This window comes from Actinokineospora baliensis, from assembly GCF_016907695.1.
Classification (GTDB): domain Bacteria; phylum Actinomycetota; class Actinomycetes; order Mycobacteriales; family Pseudonocardiaceae; genus Actinokineospora; species Actinokineospora baliensis.
In genome coordinates, this window is sequence record NZ_JAFBCK010000001.1 from 3157219 (window position 1) to 3170819 (window position 13601).

The 13601-nt window shown below is 73.0% G+C and carries 15 protein-coding genes; 9 read left to right on the forward strand and 6 right to left on the reverse strand.

Annotated features, from left to right (window positions below; all coding sequences use genetic code 11):
* The first annotated feature begins 7 nt into the window (after positions 1-7).
* Both JOD54_RS15115 and JOD54_RS15120 read left to right on the forward strand, forming a co-directional pair.
* The gene (locus JOD54_RS15115; protein ID WP_204451143.1) at positions 8-1012 is read left to right on the forward strand and encodes an NAD(P)H-dependent glycerol-3-phosphate dehydrogenase; all 1005 of its coding nucleotides are present in this window, start codon (positions 8-10) and stop codon (positions 1010-1012) included.
* The gene (locus JOD54_RS15120; protein ID WP_204451144.1) at positions 1009-2106 is read left to right on the forward strand and encodes a cystathionine gamma-lyase; all 1098 of its coding nucleotides are present in this window, start codon (positions 1009-1011) and stop codon (positions 2104-2106) included. The genes JOD54_RS15115 and JOD54_RS15120 overlap by 4 nt, the downstream gene beginning before the upstream one ends.
* Here JOD54_RS15120 and JOD54_RS15125 read toward each other — a convergent pair.
* Both JOD54_RS15125 and JOD54_RS15130 read right to left on the reverse strand, forming a co-directional pair.
* Positions 2103-2840, reverse strand: a complete 738-nt coding sequence (locus tag JOD54_RS15125; protein WP_204456293.1) for an anti-sigma factor — start codon at positions 2838-2840, stop codon at positions 2103-2105. The two genes, JOD54_RS15120 and JOD54_RS15125, sit on opposite strands and share 4 nt — an antisense overlap.
* On the reverse strand, positions 2837-3436 hold the full coding sequence (locus JOD54_RS15130; RefSeq protein ID WP_204451145.1) for a sigma-70 family RNA polymerase sigma factor: 600 nt from the start codon (positions 3434-3436) through the stop codon (positions 2837-2839). The genes JOD54_RS15125 and JOD54_RS15130 overlap by 4 nt, the downstream gene beginning before the upstream one ends.
* 359 nt (positions 3437-3795) lie before the next feature.
* On the opposite strand from JOD54_RS15130, the gene JOD54_RS15135 reads away from it, so the two are divergent.
* Together JOD54_RS15135 and JOD54_RS15140 are read left to right on the forward strand one after the other, a co-directional pair.
* Positions 3796-4275 (forward strand): cysteine dioxygenase, encoded by a 480-nt coding sequence (locus tag JOD54_RS15135; protein WP_204451146.1) that lies wholly within the window; start codon positions 3796-3798, stop codon positions 4273-4275.
* A 312-nt stretch (positions 4276-4587) separates the two neighbouring features.
* A complete protein-coding gene (locus JOD54_RS15140) occupies positions 4588-4764 on the forward strand; it encodes a hypothetical protein (protein WP_204451147.1) in 177 nt (58 codons plus the stop codon).
* Here JOD54_RS15140 and JOD54_RS15145 read toward each other — a convergent pair.
* Complete coding sequence (locus tag JOD54_RS15145) at positions 4733-5419, reverse strand: pyridoxamine 5'-phosphate oxidase family protein (RefSeq protein ID WP_372440318.1); 687 nt, start codon at positions 5417-5419, stop codon at positions 4733-4735. The two genes, JOD54_RS15140 and JOD54_RS15145, sit on opposite strands and share 32 nt — an antisense overlap.
* Before the next feature lie 70 nt (positions 5420-5489).
* On the opposite strand from JOD54_RS15145, the gene pdxR reads away from it, so the two are divergent.
* Both pdxR and JOD54_RS15155 read left to right on the forward strand, forming a co-directional pair.
* Positions 5490-6902 (forward strand): MocR-like pyridoxine biosynthesis transcription factor PdxR, encoded by a 1413-nt coding sequence (pdxR, locus tag JOD54_RS15150; protein ID WP_372440319.1) that lies wholly within the window; start codon positions 5490-5492, stop codon positions 6900-6902.
* Positions 6903-6913: 11 nt separating this feature from the next.
* The gene (locus JOD54_RS15155; RefSeq protein WP_204451149.1) at positions 6914-8077 is read left to right on the forward strand and encodes a D-alanine--D-alanine ligase family protein; all 1164 of its coding nucleotides are present in this window, start codon (positions 6914-6916) and stop codon (positions 8075-8077) included.
* Positions 8078-8082: 5 nt separating this feature from the next.
* On the opposite strand, the gene JOD54_RS15160 is transcribed toward JOD54_RS15155, so the two are convergent.
* Both JOD54_RS15160 and JOD54_RS15165 read right to left on the reverse strand, forming a co-directional pair.
* Positions 8083-8673, reverse strand: coding sequence for a DUF3515 domain-containing protein (locus JOD54_RS15160; RefSeq protein WP_307860068.1), 591 nt, complete (start codon positions 8671-8673; stop codon positions 8083-8085).
* A gap of 19 nt (positions 8674-8692) precedes the next feature.
* Entirely contained in the window at positions 8693-8926 is a 234-nt protein-coding gene (locus JOD54_RS15165) for an Lrp/AsnC ligand binding domain-containing protein (RefSeq protein WP_204451150.1), read from the reverse strand.
* A gap of 109 nt (positions 8927-9035) precedes the next feature.
* Between JOD54_RS15165 and JOD54_RS15170 the strand changes: the two genes are divergently transcribed.
* Genes JOD54_RS15170 through JOD54_RS15180 form a run of 3 tightly spaced genes read left to right on the forward strand, consistent with a single transcriptional unit; the run spans position 9036 to position 11214 of the window.
* Positions 9036-10001, forward strand: a complete 966-nt coding sequence (locus tag JOD54_RS15170) for a thiamine-phosphate kinase (protein ID WP_307860070.1) — start codon at positions 9036-9038, stop codon at positions 9999-10001.
* Positions 10002-10046: 45 nt separating this feature from the next.
* On the forward strand, positions 10047-10502 hold the full coding sequence (locus JOD54_RS15175; protein ID WP_443601534.1) for a GNAT family N-acetyltransferase: 456 nt from the start codon (positions 10047-10049) through the stop codon (positions 10500-10502).
* A 37-nt stretch (positions 10503-10539) separates the two neighbouring features.
* Positions 10540-11214 (forward strand): uracil-DNA glycosylase, encoded by a 675-nt coding sequence (locus tag JOD54_RS15180; protein ID WP_204451152.1) that lies wholly within the window; start codon positions 10540-10542, stop codon positions 11212-11214.
* A 213-nt stretch (positions 11215-11427) separates the two neighbouring features.
* On the opposite strand, the gene recG is transcribed toward JOD54_RS15180, so the two are convergent.
* Positions 11428-13590: an ATP-dependent DNA helicase RecG gene (gene recG, locus JOD54_RS15185; RefSeq protein ID WP_204451153.1), complete on the reverse strand. Its 2163-nt coding sequence runs from the start codon at positions 13588-13590 to the stop codon at positions 11428-11430.
* Between the last annotated feature and the right edge of the window lie 11 nt (positions 13591-13601).

The window sequence follows — 13601 nt, forward strand, 5'->3', positions numbered from 1 at the left end:
ACCGGTCATGGCTGGCAAGATCACGGTCATGGGCGCGGGGTCGTGGGGGACCACCTTCGCCAAGGTGCTGGCCGACGCGGGGACCGAGGTGGTCCTGTGGGCGCGGCGGCGCGACGTCGCCGAGGGCATCGCGGCGACCAGGCAGAACCGGGACTACCTGCCCGGGGTCGTACTGCCGGACCCGTTGACGTCCACTTCGGACCCGAGGGCGGCGCTCGAGGGCGCGGGCACGGTGGTGCTCGCGGTGCCCAGCCAGACCCTGCGGCACAACCTCACCGCCTGGCGGGCGCTGCTGCCGCGGGGGGCGACGCTGGTGAGCCTGGCCAAGGGGGTGGAGCTGGGCACGCTCAAGAGGATGAGCGAGGTCGTGGTCGACGTGGCGGGTGTGCCGCAGGACCAGGTCGCGGTGGTGTCGGGGCCGAACCTGGCCAAGGAGATCGCCGAGGAACAGCCCACGGCCACGGTCATCGCCTGCCGCGACCACGACCGCGCGGTGGCGCTGCAACAGGCCTGCACCACCGGCTACTTCCGGCCGTACACGATCACCGACGTCATCGGCTGCGAGCTCGGCGGCGCCTGCAAGAACGTCATCGCCCTGTCCTGCGGTATGGCCGACGGGCTCGGCTTCGGCGCCAACACCCTGGCCACGCTGATGACCCGCGGCCTCGCGGAGACCAGCAGGCTCGGCGCCGCGCTCGGCGCGGACCCGATGACCTTCGCGGGCCTCGCCGGTCTCGGCGACCTGGTGGCCTCGTGCTCCTCGCCGCTGTCGCGCAACCGGACCTTCGGCGCGCGGCTCGGTCGCGGCGAGACGATGGCGCAGGCGCAGGCGGCGGTGGGCGGCCAGGTCGCCGAGGGCGTGAAGTCGTGCTCGTCGATCCGGGAACTGGCGCTGCGGCACGGGGTGGAGATGCCGATCACCGAGGTGGTGCACCGGGTCTGCCACGACGGGTTCGACCCGAACGAGATGGCCGGTCAGCTGATCGGCCGCAAGACCAGGCCGGAGCGGTGAACGCGCCCCTCGGGGACGGGACCCGCTGCGTGCACGCGGGACAGGTCCCCTCCGCGCCCGGCGCGGCCGTCCCGCCGCAGCCGGTGCTGGCCGCGCAGTACCACCTGTCCGACGACCCCACCGACGACTTCTACGGCCGCGCGGGCAATCCGACGTGGCGGGCCCTGGAGTCGGCCATCGGTGAGCTCGACGGCGGGACGTGCCTGGTCTACGCCTCCGGCATGGCCGCGGTGTCGTCGGTGCTGAGGGTGCTGCTCAAGCCCGGTGACACGGTGGTCCTGCCGTCCGACGGCTACTACCTGGCGCGTTCCTACGTGCGCGAGCACATGAACGGCTTGGTGGTGCGGGAAGTCCCGACGGCGGGGGAGTGGACCGCGGACACGGTCGCGGGCGCACGCCTGGTGCTGCTGGAAACCCCGTCCAACCCCGGCCTCGACGTGTGCGACATCGCCGCGATCGCCGGGCTGGCGCACGCGGCGGGCGCGCTGGTCGCCGTCGACAACACCACGGTGACCCCGTTGGGGCAGCGGCCGTTGGAGCTGGGCGCGGACATCACCCTCGCCAGCGACACCAAGGCACTGGCCGGGCACAGCGACATCGTCCTCGGCCACGTCACCACCGCCGACCCGGACCTGGCCGCCCGGCTGCGGTCCGAGCGCACGGCGAGCGGGGCGGTGCCGGGGCCGTTCGAGGTGTGGTTGGCCCACCGCGGCTTGGGCACACTTGACCTGAGGTTGGCCCGCCAGGCGGAGAACGCGGCCGCGCTGTACGAGGCTCTGCGGGAGCACCCGGGGGTCCGGTCGGTGCGGTGGCCTGGTTCCCCGCTCGACCCGGCGCACCCGGTGGCCTCGCGGCAGATGCGCCGCTTCGGCGGGGTGGTCACCTTCGAGCTCGAGTCGGCGGCGGCCGTGGCGGGGTTCCTGGCCGCGTCCCGGTTGGTGTCCTCGGCGACCAGCTTCGGCGGCCTGCACTCCAGCGCCGACCGCCGGGCCCGCTGGGGCGACCCGGTCCCCGAGGGCCTGGTGCGCTTCTCCTGCGGCTGTGAGGACACCCGCGACCTCGTCGCCGATGTCCTCACAGCCCTGGGCGCCTAGACCGGCAGCGCCATCGTCATGACGACCTCGCCGTGCGGGGTGTCGGACCCGCCAGCGGCCTCGATGCTGACGCCGACCTGGTTGGCCGCCCCGATCCCTGCGCTGTCCACGATGGACGCCCGGCCGGTGCTGTCCGGGGTCATCAGGCCAACCGAGCGCGGGTCACCGTTGTCGCGCATCAGCCACGCCTGGTAGGTCTTGCCCGCGGGGGCGGGCGGCATGTTGGCCGCCAGCAGCATGACCTTGCCCTGCGCGCGGGACACGACGACGGTGCCGTTGAGCCCGGTGGTCGTCGACCCGCTGACGAACCGCGCGTCGTCGGCCGACAGCAGCTCCACCATGGCCGTGGTCTGCGACTTCTGGTCGTCGAGCTGGTCCTGGTTGCGCACCAGGGCGACACCGAGGGCCACGGACACGACCAGCAGCGCGGCGGCCGCGATCCCGGTCAGCCGCAACGCCCACGCCGGCCGGGAGCGCCTGGGGCCGTCCGCGTGGTGCTCCAGCGGCGGCAGTTGCCGGACCTGCGCGACCCGGGCGAGCACCCGCGCCTTGAGCTCCGGCGGTGGCACCTCCGACACCGCGTCCCCGACGCGAGCGGCGGTGGCCTGCAGTTCGCGCACCTCCTGGGCGCACGCCTCGCAGACGGCGAGGTGCCGCTCGAAGGCGGCGCGCTCGATCTCCGGGATCGCGTCGAGCGCGTAGGCGCCGGTCAGCGCGTGGATGTCAGCGGTCATCGGGCCACCCCCAGGCAGTCGCGCAGACGGATGAGACCGTCGCGCAGTCGAGTCTTGATCGTCCCCAGCGGCGTGTCGAGCAGTTCCGCCACCTCGCGGTAGGTCAACCCGCGGTAGTACGCCAGTTCCACCGACTCGCGCTGCAGGTCGGTCAGCGAGGACAGGCACCGGCGCACCTGCTCGTGCTCGAGCCGGGTGCCGACCTGCTCGGCCACCTCGTCGAAGGGCCTGCTGGTCTCCCGCCGGTAGGCGCGGTCCTCGCGGTCGGTGGCCGACTGCGACGAGCGCACCCTGTCCACCGCCCGCCGGTGCGCCAGGGTCATCACCCAGGTCATCGCGCTGCCCCGCTCCGGGCTGAACCGCGCCGCGGTCCGCCACAGCTCCAGCAGCACCTCCTGGGTCACCTCCTCCGACTGCGCCGGGTCCCGCACGATCCGCCGCACCAGGCCGAACACCGGCGCCGACACCTGGTCGTAGAGCCGCTCGAACGCGCCCTCGTCGCCCCGGGCGACCTGCTGCAACAACGCTTCCGCGTCCGGTGGGCGCGTCTCATCCGAAGCACCACCACCCGCGATCCGCCGAACCCGCTCGGCCATGCACACCCGCTCTCGTCGACCAGCCCCGCGAGGACCCGCGCCCGCACGTCGTCGGTCATTCGGGGCGACCCGCCCTGCCGGATTGGCGCCGCGCCCGCCCTGACCGGCGCGGACAGCCCGCCGCCGACCAGCACTGTCCCACGGAGTAGGAGCGCGCGGGGGTGGCTTGCGCGCAGGCGGGCCCGCTGCCACGCTGTGCCGCGTGTTGAAGCGCGCCATCTCCGACCGCCGGGGTCACGTCGACCTCGGCTTGGTCGCGAGCGCGCTCTGTCCGTGCCGCTGATCCAGCCCATCCGCCGACCCGGGTCTCCCCGGGCCGCGCCCGCTGTGTTCACCGCCACCGAAGGACACCCCCGGCCATGTTCGCCGTTCCGCCCAACACCATCGCGCTCGCCGCGACCCCGGCCGCCGCGCACCCCGTGCTCACCGCCCGCCGCTATGCCCAGGACCGCGCCAGGTGGGCGGCCCTGCTGCGCTACGACCCGGCCGAGCGGTTCGCCGCCCTCGTCGAGCGGGTCAACGGCCAGGAGATCTGGCTGATGAGCTGGCTGCCCGGCCAGCACACCGACCTGCACGACCACAGCACCGCGACCGGCGCGTTCACCGTGGTCTCCGGGACCCTGACCGAGCGGGTCGCCGCACCGCACCGGCCAGCCGAGGTGCTGCACACGCTGGTCGAGGGGCAGTCGCGGGTGTTCGGGCCTGGTTACGTGCACCAGGTGGGCAATGACTCGGCGGATCCCGCGGTGAGCATTCACGTCTATCGGGCCGCCCGCCCGGCGATGCGTCAGTACCGGATCGACCCGGTTACGGGACCGCGGCGGTTGCCCGAGCGGTGATGTGTGCGGTCTGGTCGAGGGCCAGTCGCGGGTTGGGACCTGGCTAGGTGCACCAGGTCTATCGGGCCGCTCGGTCGGCGCGTCAGTACCGGATCGACCCGGTCACCGGACCGCGGCCGTTGCCCGAGCGGTGGTGTGCACACCTGGTCGAAGGCAAGTCGAGAGTGTTCGGGCCTGGCTGCATGCACTAGGTGGGCTATGACTCGGCCGATCCTGCGGTGAGCATCCACGTCTGCCGGGCTGCTCGGTCGGCGGTGCGCCAGTACCGGATCGACCCGGTCACCAGACCGCGGCCGTTCCTCGAGCCGTGATGTGCACACCCTGGTCGAAGGCAAGTCACGGGTGTTCGGGCCCGGCTACGTGCACCAGGTCGGCAATGACCCGGCGGATCCCGCGGTGAGCATTCACGTCTATCGGGCCGCCCGCCCGGCCATGCGCCACTACCGGATCGACCCGGTCACCGGACCGCGGCGGTTGCCCGAGCCGTGATGTGTGCGGGCTGGTCGAGGTCCGAGTCCGACTCCGGCTCGCCCCACACCCGCCGCAGTGGCAGCACACCGGCCCACGCGACGTTCGCGACGATGTCCTCTTCGTCGTCGCCGGGGCCGCCTGCGCGGGTCTTCACCGCCGCTTCGGCGAGGTCGAGCGTCAACACGGCGGTGGCGGCCAGTTCTTTGGTGGTGGGCAGCCGGGCGTGGTCCCACGAGCCGGGGGCCATGTGCTCGGTGAGCACGCGCAGCCCGTGCAGCTTCGCGTCTGGGTCGGTGATCTGGGTCGCCGTCCCGTGGATGACCGCTGAGCGGTAGTTCATCGAGTGGTGGAACACCGACCGCGCGTAGACGACCCCGTCCACCAGGGTCACCGCGACGCACACCTCCATGCCGGTCATGGCCGCGCGCAGGCTGCGCGCCCCGGTGGAGCCGTGCAGGTAGAGGGTGTCGCCGTCGCGGCCGTAGCCGGTTGGCAGGACCACCGGCGACCCGTCGACCACAGTGGACAGGTGGCAGATCAGGCCGGCGTCGAGGACCGCGTACAGCGTCGCCCGGTCGGCTGTGGAGCGGTGCGCGCCGCGCTTGACGGTGCTGCGCGGCGTCGGCGAGAGCGGGGGCAGGTCGGCTGCCGGGTGGCGGTTGTTCTCGGTCACGCCGTTTACGCTGCAACACCCGAGTGGCATCCTGACAGGGCCACAGCTCGGTGATTTCAGGAGGCCACTGGTGTCGGAGAGCCCAGCCCTGCCGGTGACCCTCGACCGGGCGTCCGCCATCCCGCTGGCGGTGCAGCTCGCCGAGGAGCTGCGGGCCGCGGCCGGGGACGGCAGGTTGCGCAGCGGCGACCGGCTGCCCTCCACCCGCGCCTTGGCCGCGCAGCTCGGCGTCAGCCGCACCGTGACCGCCGCCGCCTACGAGCAGTTGCACGCCGAGGGGTGGATCACCGGCAAGCACGGCTCCGGGACCTACGTCACCACCGCGCCGCCCGGTTCGCCGTCCGCGCGACCCAAGCCCAGGGCAGCCGAGTCGTCCGAGGTGGCCGAAGTGGACCTGCGGCCGGGGTCGCCGTGGGCCAGCGGGATCGACCGGTCGGCGTGGCGGCGGGCTTGGCGCGGCGCGGCGGACGTCGCCCCGCTGCCCCGACCGACCCGAGCGGGCGTGCCCGCCTACCGCGCCGCGGTGGCCGAACACCTGTTGCGCCACCGCGGGCTGCGGGTCGGCGGCGAGAGCGACGGCGAGCTGGTCCTGGCGACCGGTGGGACGACCGCCGCCGTCGCCGAGCTGGCCGCGTCGGTGCTGAGCCCCGGGGACGTCGTGGCCGTCGAGGAACCCGGCTACCAGCGCGCGGTCCAGACCATGCGGGCCGCCGGGCTCGTCGTCGTGCCCGCCCCGGTCGACGAGGACGGCCTGCTGCTCGCCGCGATCCCACAGGGAACCAAAGCGGTCTACTGCTCGCCCGCGCACCAGTACCCGCTCGGCAGGCGGATGTCGGCCGCGCGGCGGGTCGCCCTGGTCGACCGGGCCCGCCGCGAGGGGTGGCTGGTCATCGAGGACGACTACGACGGTGAACTGCGCTACGACGTGGCGCCGTTGCCGCTGCTGGCTTCCCTCGCCCCGGACGTGGTCGTCCACCTCGGCACCACCAGCAAGATCCTCACCCCCGCGCTCGGTGTCGGGTGGATGGTCGCGCCGCCGCCGGTCATCGCCGCCGTGCTGCACCACCGCGACATCACCGGCACCAGCCCGTCGGCGGCCGGGCAGTTCGTCGTGGTGGAACTGGCCCGCAACGGCGACCTGGGCAGGCACCTGCGCAAGCTGCGCCGCGAGCTCTCCGAGCGGCGCGGCATGCTCGTCGACGCCCTCACCGCGGCCGACGTGAGCTTCCTGGGCGACGACGCGGGCGCGCACCTGGTCGTCCCGCTCGGCTCCGCCGCGGTGGAGTGCGCGGTGATCGCGGCGGCCAAGGCCCGCGGCATCACCCTCGACGGACTGGCCAGGCACCACTTCGGACCGCCCGCCTGGTTCGGCATCGCGGTCGGCTACGCGGCGTGTTCGCGTGCGCAGCTGCGGGCGGTGATCCCCGACCTGTTGTCGCTGCTGGCCCGGTCGAGCGACCCCGCGGGTACGCCATCCGGGTAGTCTCGGCAACCATGCTGTCCCCCGAGGAGCGGTCCCCCGAAGAGTCGACCCCCGAAGTGCTGCCCGACGTCGTGGCCGCGGCAACGCCCCGGCCGAAGCTGCGGGTCGCGGTCGTCTTCGGCGGTCGCAGCACCGAGCACACCGTCTCCTGCGTGTCCGCGGGCAGCGTGCTGGCCAACCTGGACCCGGAGCGGTTCGAGGCCGTTCCGGTCGGGGTCACCCGCGAGGGCGCCTGGGTGCTCGGTCCGTCGGACCCCGCCGCGCTGCGCATCGAGGACCGGACCCTGCCCACCGTCACCAGCGGCACCGCGCTGACCCTGCCAGCCGACCCGACCTCGGCCGGGCTCGTCGTGCTCGAGCCGGGCCGCGAGGGCGAGGTCGTCAGCGGTGTGGACCTCGTGTTCCCCGTGCTGCACGGCGCTTACGGCGAGGACGGCACCGTCCAGGGGCTGCTGGAGATGGTCGGCGTCCCCTACGTCGGGGCGGGTGTGCTCGCCTCCGCGGTCGCCATGGACAAGGGTTTCACCAAGAGACTGCTGGCCGCGGCGGGCCTGTCCGTCGGTCGTTTCGTGGAACTGCGCCGCGACCGCGCGACGCTGACCGAGGACGAGCGCGAGCACCTCGGGCTGCCGGTGTTCGTGAAGCCCTCCCGCGCCGGGTCGTCCACCGGCATCACCAAGGTCACCTCCTGGGACGAGCTGGACGCGGCCATCGCGACCGCGCGGGCCATCGACCCGAAGGTGCTCGTGGAGGCCGCCGTCGTCGGCCGCGAGGTCGAGTGCGGCGTGCTGGAGTTCCCCGACGGCACCGTGCGCGCGTCGCTGCCCGCCGAGATCCGCCTCGACGAGGGCGTCGACTGGTACGACTTCGACGCCAAGTACCTCGACGCGGTCTGCGAGCTCGACATCCCGGCCAAGCTGCCCGACGAGGTCGCCGAGCGGCTGCGCGAGACCGCCGTCGAGGCCTTCCGGGCGCTGGACTGCCAGGGCCTGGCCAGGGTGGACTTCTTCGTCGGCGCCGACGGCGAGCTGACCGTCAACGAGGTCAACACCATGCCCGGCTTCACCCCCACCTCGGCCTACCCGAAGATGTGGGAGGTCAGCGGGATCGACTACCCGACCCTGCTCACCGTGCTGGTCGACACCGCGCTGGCCAGGGGAACCGGCCTGCGGTAACCCGGTCAGGGGCGGACCGGCAGCTCCGGCAGCACCTGACCGACCACTTCGGACACCGTCTGCAGCGGCCCGGTCCCCAGACCCGAAGGCAGCGTGAGCGCCACGTACACCGGCCGGTCGACGGCGAACCAGGTGGCCGCGCCGTCGCCGTCGACGACCAGCCAGCGCACCTTCGACACCTCGCGCAGGCTCGCGGTCTGGGTCAGCTCCGGCGGCTTGCCCAGCCCGCAGCGCAACACGACCGGGTCGCCGATCTGGTCGCCCCAGGCGGCGGCACCGACCGGCGCCGGGTCGGCGACGGCCAGGCGCGGCAGGGTCTTGCCGCCGTTGGGCAACGCGGCGGGGAGAGCGGCGGTGAGCGTCGCGCACTCCGGTGCGGTCGCGTCGGGCGCGTCCACCGGGACCAGGCCGACCGGCCCGGTCCGCGGCGCGGGGACCGTCGGCGCGGCCTGCACCGGCTCGTCGGGCAGGAACCGGCTGGCGACCACCACACCCGCGACGAGCAGCACCGCCAAGGCCGCTGCGGCGGCGATGGCGGTGCGGGACAGACCGGTCTGGCGCGCGTCGGTGGCGGGTTCGGCGTGCTGCGTGCTCACCGGCCCACTAGACCACGCCTCAGAGGTGGACCACCGGGCAGGTCAGCGTGCGGGTGATGCCGTCGACGTTCTGGATCCTGGCCACGACCAGCTGGCCGAGCAGGTCGACGTTGTCGGCCTCCGCCCGCACGATGACGTCGTAGGGGCCGGTCACGTCCTCGGCCGTGGTGACGCCCGCGATGCCCGCGATCTCCGCCGCCACCGCAGCGGCCTTGCCGACCTCGGTCTGGATCAGGATGTATGCGTGGACCACGGCGCGCCCCTTCGCGGTTATGAGTCCCATAGAGGTAGGAACGTGTCCAGCAACGTACCCCAGTTGCGTTTCGTTGGGGATTCCGAATGTCGGTGATCGGAGGAATGCAGTGAGTCCGAACACGCCTGATGGCGCGGAAACCGTTGCCGAGGTGGGTGAGTTCGGACTCATCGAACGGGTCACCGGCGGCCGGGCGCAGCCGAGGACCACCCTGTTGGGGCCGGGCGACGACGCGGCCGTGGTGGCCGCCCCGGACGGGCGGGTGGTGGCGGGCAACGATGTGCTCGTCGAGGGCGTGCACTTCCGTTTCGACTGGTCGACCCCGCAGCACGTCGGCCGCAAGGCCGTCGCGGTGAACCTGGCCGACATCGCCGCCATGGGCGCGGAACCGACCGCGGTGCTCGTGGGCATCGCCTGCCCACCGGCGACCCCGGCCGCGGTGATCGAGGAGCTCACCGCGGGCATGTGGCAGGAGGCGGCCAGAGCCGGGGTCGGCATCGTCGGCGGCGACATGACCGAGTCCGCCACCCTTGTGATTTCCCTCACCGCATTGGGTGATCTGCGCGGTCGGGCACCGGTGACCCGGGCCGGCGCGCGGCCCGGCGACGTCCTCGCCGTCGCGGGCAAGCTCGGTTGGAGCGCCGCCGGGCTGGCCGTGCTGGGCCGCGGTTTCCGCTCCCCGGTCAGCGTCGTGGGCGCCCACCGCGCCCCGGAACCCCCGTACGCCGCCGGTCCGGCTGCCGCCGACGCGGGCGCCACCGCGATGATCGATGTCTCCGACGGCTTGCTCGCCGACCTCGGCCACCTCTGCGCGGCCTCCACAGTGGCCATCGACGTGCGCTCCGACCTGATCGAGGTGCACCAGCGCCTGGTCGACGTCGCCTCCGCGCTCGGCGGCGACCCCAGGCACTGGGTGCTCACCGGTGGCGAGGACCACGCGCTGGCCGCGACCTTCCCCGACCCGCACGGCGTGCCGGAGGGCTGGCGGGTGATCGGCACCGTCGGCCGCGGCCAGGGGGTGACCGTCGACGGCGCGGTCTACTCCGGCCCGGGCGGGTGGCAGCACTGGCGGTGAGGTGGCCCGCCGGGGACGGCAACCGCAGTAGGTGACAATCGCGGTGTGCGCATCGAAATCCGCGACTACGCCCACCCCGACGTGGCGAAGATGATCGCCGAGGTCCAGCAGGAGTACGTCATCCGCTACGGCGGCGTCGACGAGACCCCGGTCGACCCGGCCGAGTTCACCCCGCCCGCGGGGCTGTTCCTCATCGGCTACCTCGACGACACCGCCGTCGCCTCCGGCGCCTGGCGCGCCCACGACGCCGAGTCGGTCGAGATGAAACGGCTCTACGTCAACCCGACCGCCCGCGGCCGCGGCCTGGCCCGCGCGGTGCTGGCCGAACTGGAGCGCACCGCGCTCGACCGCGGCTTCCGCAGGCTCATCCTGGAAACCGGCACCGAACAACCCGAGGCGATCGCCCTCTACCTCTCCAGCGGCTACGAACCGGTCACCCCGTTCGGCTTCTACGCCGACGCCCCGAAGGCGCGCCACCTCGGCAAGACCCTCACCCCGTGACGAAGTCCACCCGTCGGGGTGAGTATGGTCTGCCGCCGTGGCACGACCCCTGAGCGAGATCGTCGAACCGGGCTGGGCCCGGGCCCTGGAACCAGTCGCCGACCAGGTCGCCGTCATGGGCGACTTCCTGCGCGCCGAGATCGCCGCCGGGCGCACCTACCTGCCCGCCGGTGAGAACGTCCTGCGCGCCTTCCAACAACCCTTCGACGACGTCCGGGTGCTCATCGTCGGCCAAGACCCCTACCCCACCCCGGGCCACGCCGTCGGCCTGTCCTTCTCGGTGGCCCCGGACGTGCGGCCGATCCCCAAGAGCCTCATCAACATCTACAAGGAATACGTCGAAGACCTCGGCCACCCCACCCCCGCCAACGGCGACCTGACCCCCTGGACCGAACACGGCGTGCTGCTGCTCAACCGAGCACTGACCGTGGAACCGGGCAAGTCCAACTCGCACCAGGGCAAGGGCTGGGAACAGGTCACCGAACAAGCGATCCGCGCCCTCGCCGCCCGCGGCGGCCCACTGGTGGCGATCCTGTGGGGCCGCAACGCCCGCAACCTGCGACCGATGCTCGGCTCGGTGCCCGCGATCGAATCCGCGCACCCGAGCCCGCTGTCGGCGCACGCGGGGTTCTTCGGGTCGAAGCCGTTCAGCCGGGCCAATGAGCTGTTGGTGGAGCAGGGTGCCGAGCCGGTGGAGTGGAAGCTGCCGTAGGGCTGGGCCTGCGGCCGGGTGCTGGCCTCTTGGCGTGGAACTCGGCAGCCCCCGCCGGGTGGCGGCTCTGGTGATCTCCGAGCGGTGGAGTCGGCGCACCCGAGCTCCGTTGTCGGCGCATACCGGGTCCTTGGGGCGGAGCCATTCAGCCGGGCCAACGCGTTGTTGGTGGAGCAGGGTGCCGAGCCGGTGGAGTGGAAGCTGCCGTAGGGGTCAGGCTTTTTCCAGGTACTCCGCTCGGTCCGCGGCCACCACCTGGCGGACCATCCCGGCCAGGCCCGGGTAGGCGCCTAGGTCCGGGTCGTCGGCGATCAGGGCTTGGGCCACCACCCTGGCGTCGGCGATGACCTGTTCGTCGCGCACCAGCGACAGCATCTTCAGGCCCGACTTGGCCCCGGACTGGCTGGCCCCCAGGATGTCGCCCTCCCTGCGCAGTTCCAGGTCCATCCTGGCCAGTTCGAACCCGTCCAGGGTGGCCGCCACCGCGTCCAGCCTGTCCCTTGTGGACGTTCCGCCGATCATCTCGGTGACCAGCAGGCACACCCCGGCCGCGGCTCCCCGGCCGACCCGGCCGCGCAGCTGGTGCAGTTGGCTGACGCCGAAGCGGTCCGCGTCCATGATCACCATCGCGGTGGCGTTCGGCACGTTCACGCCGACCTCCACGACGGTGGTGGCCACCAGCACGTCGATCTCGGCGGCGGCGAAGCCGCGCATCACCGCGTCCTTGTCGTCCGCGGTCATCCGCCCGTGCAGGATGCCCACCCGCAGCCCGGACAGCGGACCGGCGGCCAGCATCTCGGCGACCTCGACCACCGCCAGCGGCGGCCTGCGGCCGTCGTCCCCGCCGCCGGGGCCGTCTTCCTCGTCGCCGATGCGGGGGCAGACGACGTAGGCCTGGTGGCCGCCGGAGACCTCTTCGCGGACCCGCTGCCACACCCGGTCGAGCCACGACGGCTTCTCCGACACCGGCACGACGGTGGTGGAGATGGGGGAGCGACCCGCCGGGAGTTCGCGCAGCGCCGAGGTTTCCAGGTCGCCGTAGACGGTCATGGCGACGGTGCGGGGGATGGGCGTCGCGGTCATCACCAGCACGTGCGGGCTCTGGTTCTCGCCCGCCCTGCCGCGCAGCGCGTCGCGTTGCTCCACGCCGAAGCGGTGCTGTTCGTCGACCACCACCAGCCCCAGCGCGGCGAACGACACCTTGTCCTGGATGAGCGCGTGCGTGCCGACCACGATCCCGGCCGCCCCGCTCGCGGCGTCGAGCATGGCCTGCTTGCGTTGCGGCGCGGTCAACGAACCGGTGAGGAGGGTGACCCGGGTGGCGTTGTCCGCCGCGCCCAGTTCACCGCCCTGACCCAGGTCGCCCAAGAGTTCGCGCAGGGACCGGGCGTGCTGGGCGGCCAGGACCTCGGTGGGCGCGAGCATCGCGGCCTGGCGGCCGGAGTCGACGACCTGGAGCATGGCCCGCAGGGCGACGATCGTCTTGCCGGACCCGACTTCCCCCTGCAGCAGCCGGTTCATCGGGTGCGAGCCGGAGAGGTCGGCCGTGATCGCCTCGCCCACCTCGACCTGGCCCGCGGTCAGGGTGAACGGCAACCGCTTGTCGAACTCGTCGTGCAGACCCGCGGGCACGGGCGGGCACACCGGAGCCGGTCGGGCGCCCGCGGCGTGGCGGCGCTGCGCGAGGGCCAACTGCACCGACAGCGCCTCGTCCCACTTGAGCCTGGTGCGCGCCAACTCCAGGTCCGCCCACTCCGCGGGCCGGTGGATCGATCGCACCGCCTGCTCGTAGGGCGGCAGACCCAGCTTGTCGCGCAACGGGTCCGGGAACGGGTCTTCGATCTCGTCGAGCACCGCCAGCACCTGCTGCACGCACTGCGCGATCTGCCAGGACTGGATCTTCGCCGACGCCGGGTACACCGGGATCAGCCCGCCTGCGAACTCCTCCACCGCCTCGGTCTCGGCGTCCCCGTCGAGCAGTTGGTAGTCCGGGTTCGCCAGCTGCAGCTTCTGCCGGAACGCGGTGACCTTGCCGGCGAACAGGGCGCTGATCCCCGGCTTGAGCTTGTCCATGTGCCACGGCTGGTTGAAGAACGCGCAGTCCAGCGTCCGCTTGCCGTCGGTCAGCGACACCTCGACCAGGGTGCCCCGCTTGGTCTTCATCTGCCGCTTGTTCACCGACACGACCTTGGCCATCACCGTGACGTGCTCGCCGACCTCCAGGCCCGCGATGTCGGTCAGCTGGCCGCGCTCGGCGTAGCGGCGGGGGTAGTGGCGCAGCAGGTCGCCCGCCGTCGCCAGGTCGTAGGACGCGGCGAGCGCGTCCGCCGACTTCTTGCCCACCAGCCGGTCCAGCCGCTCGCCCAGCCCAGTCATCGCGCTCCAGC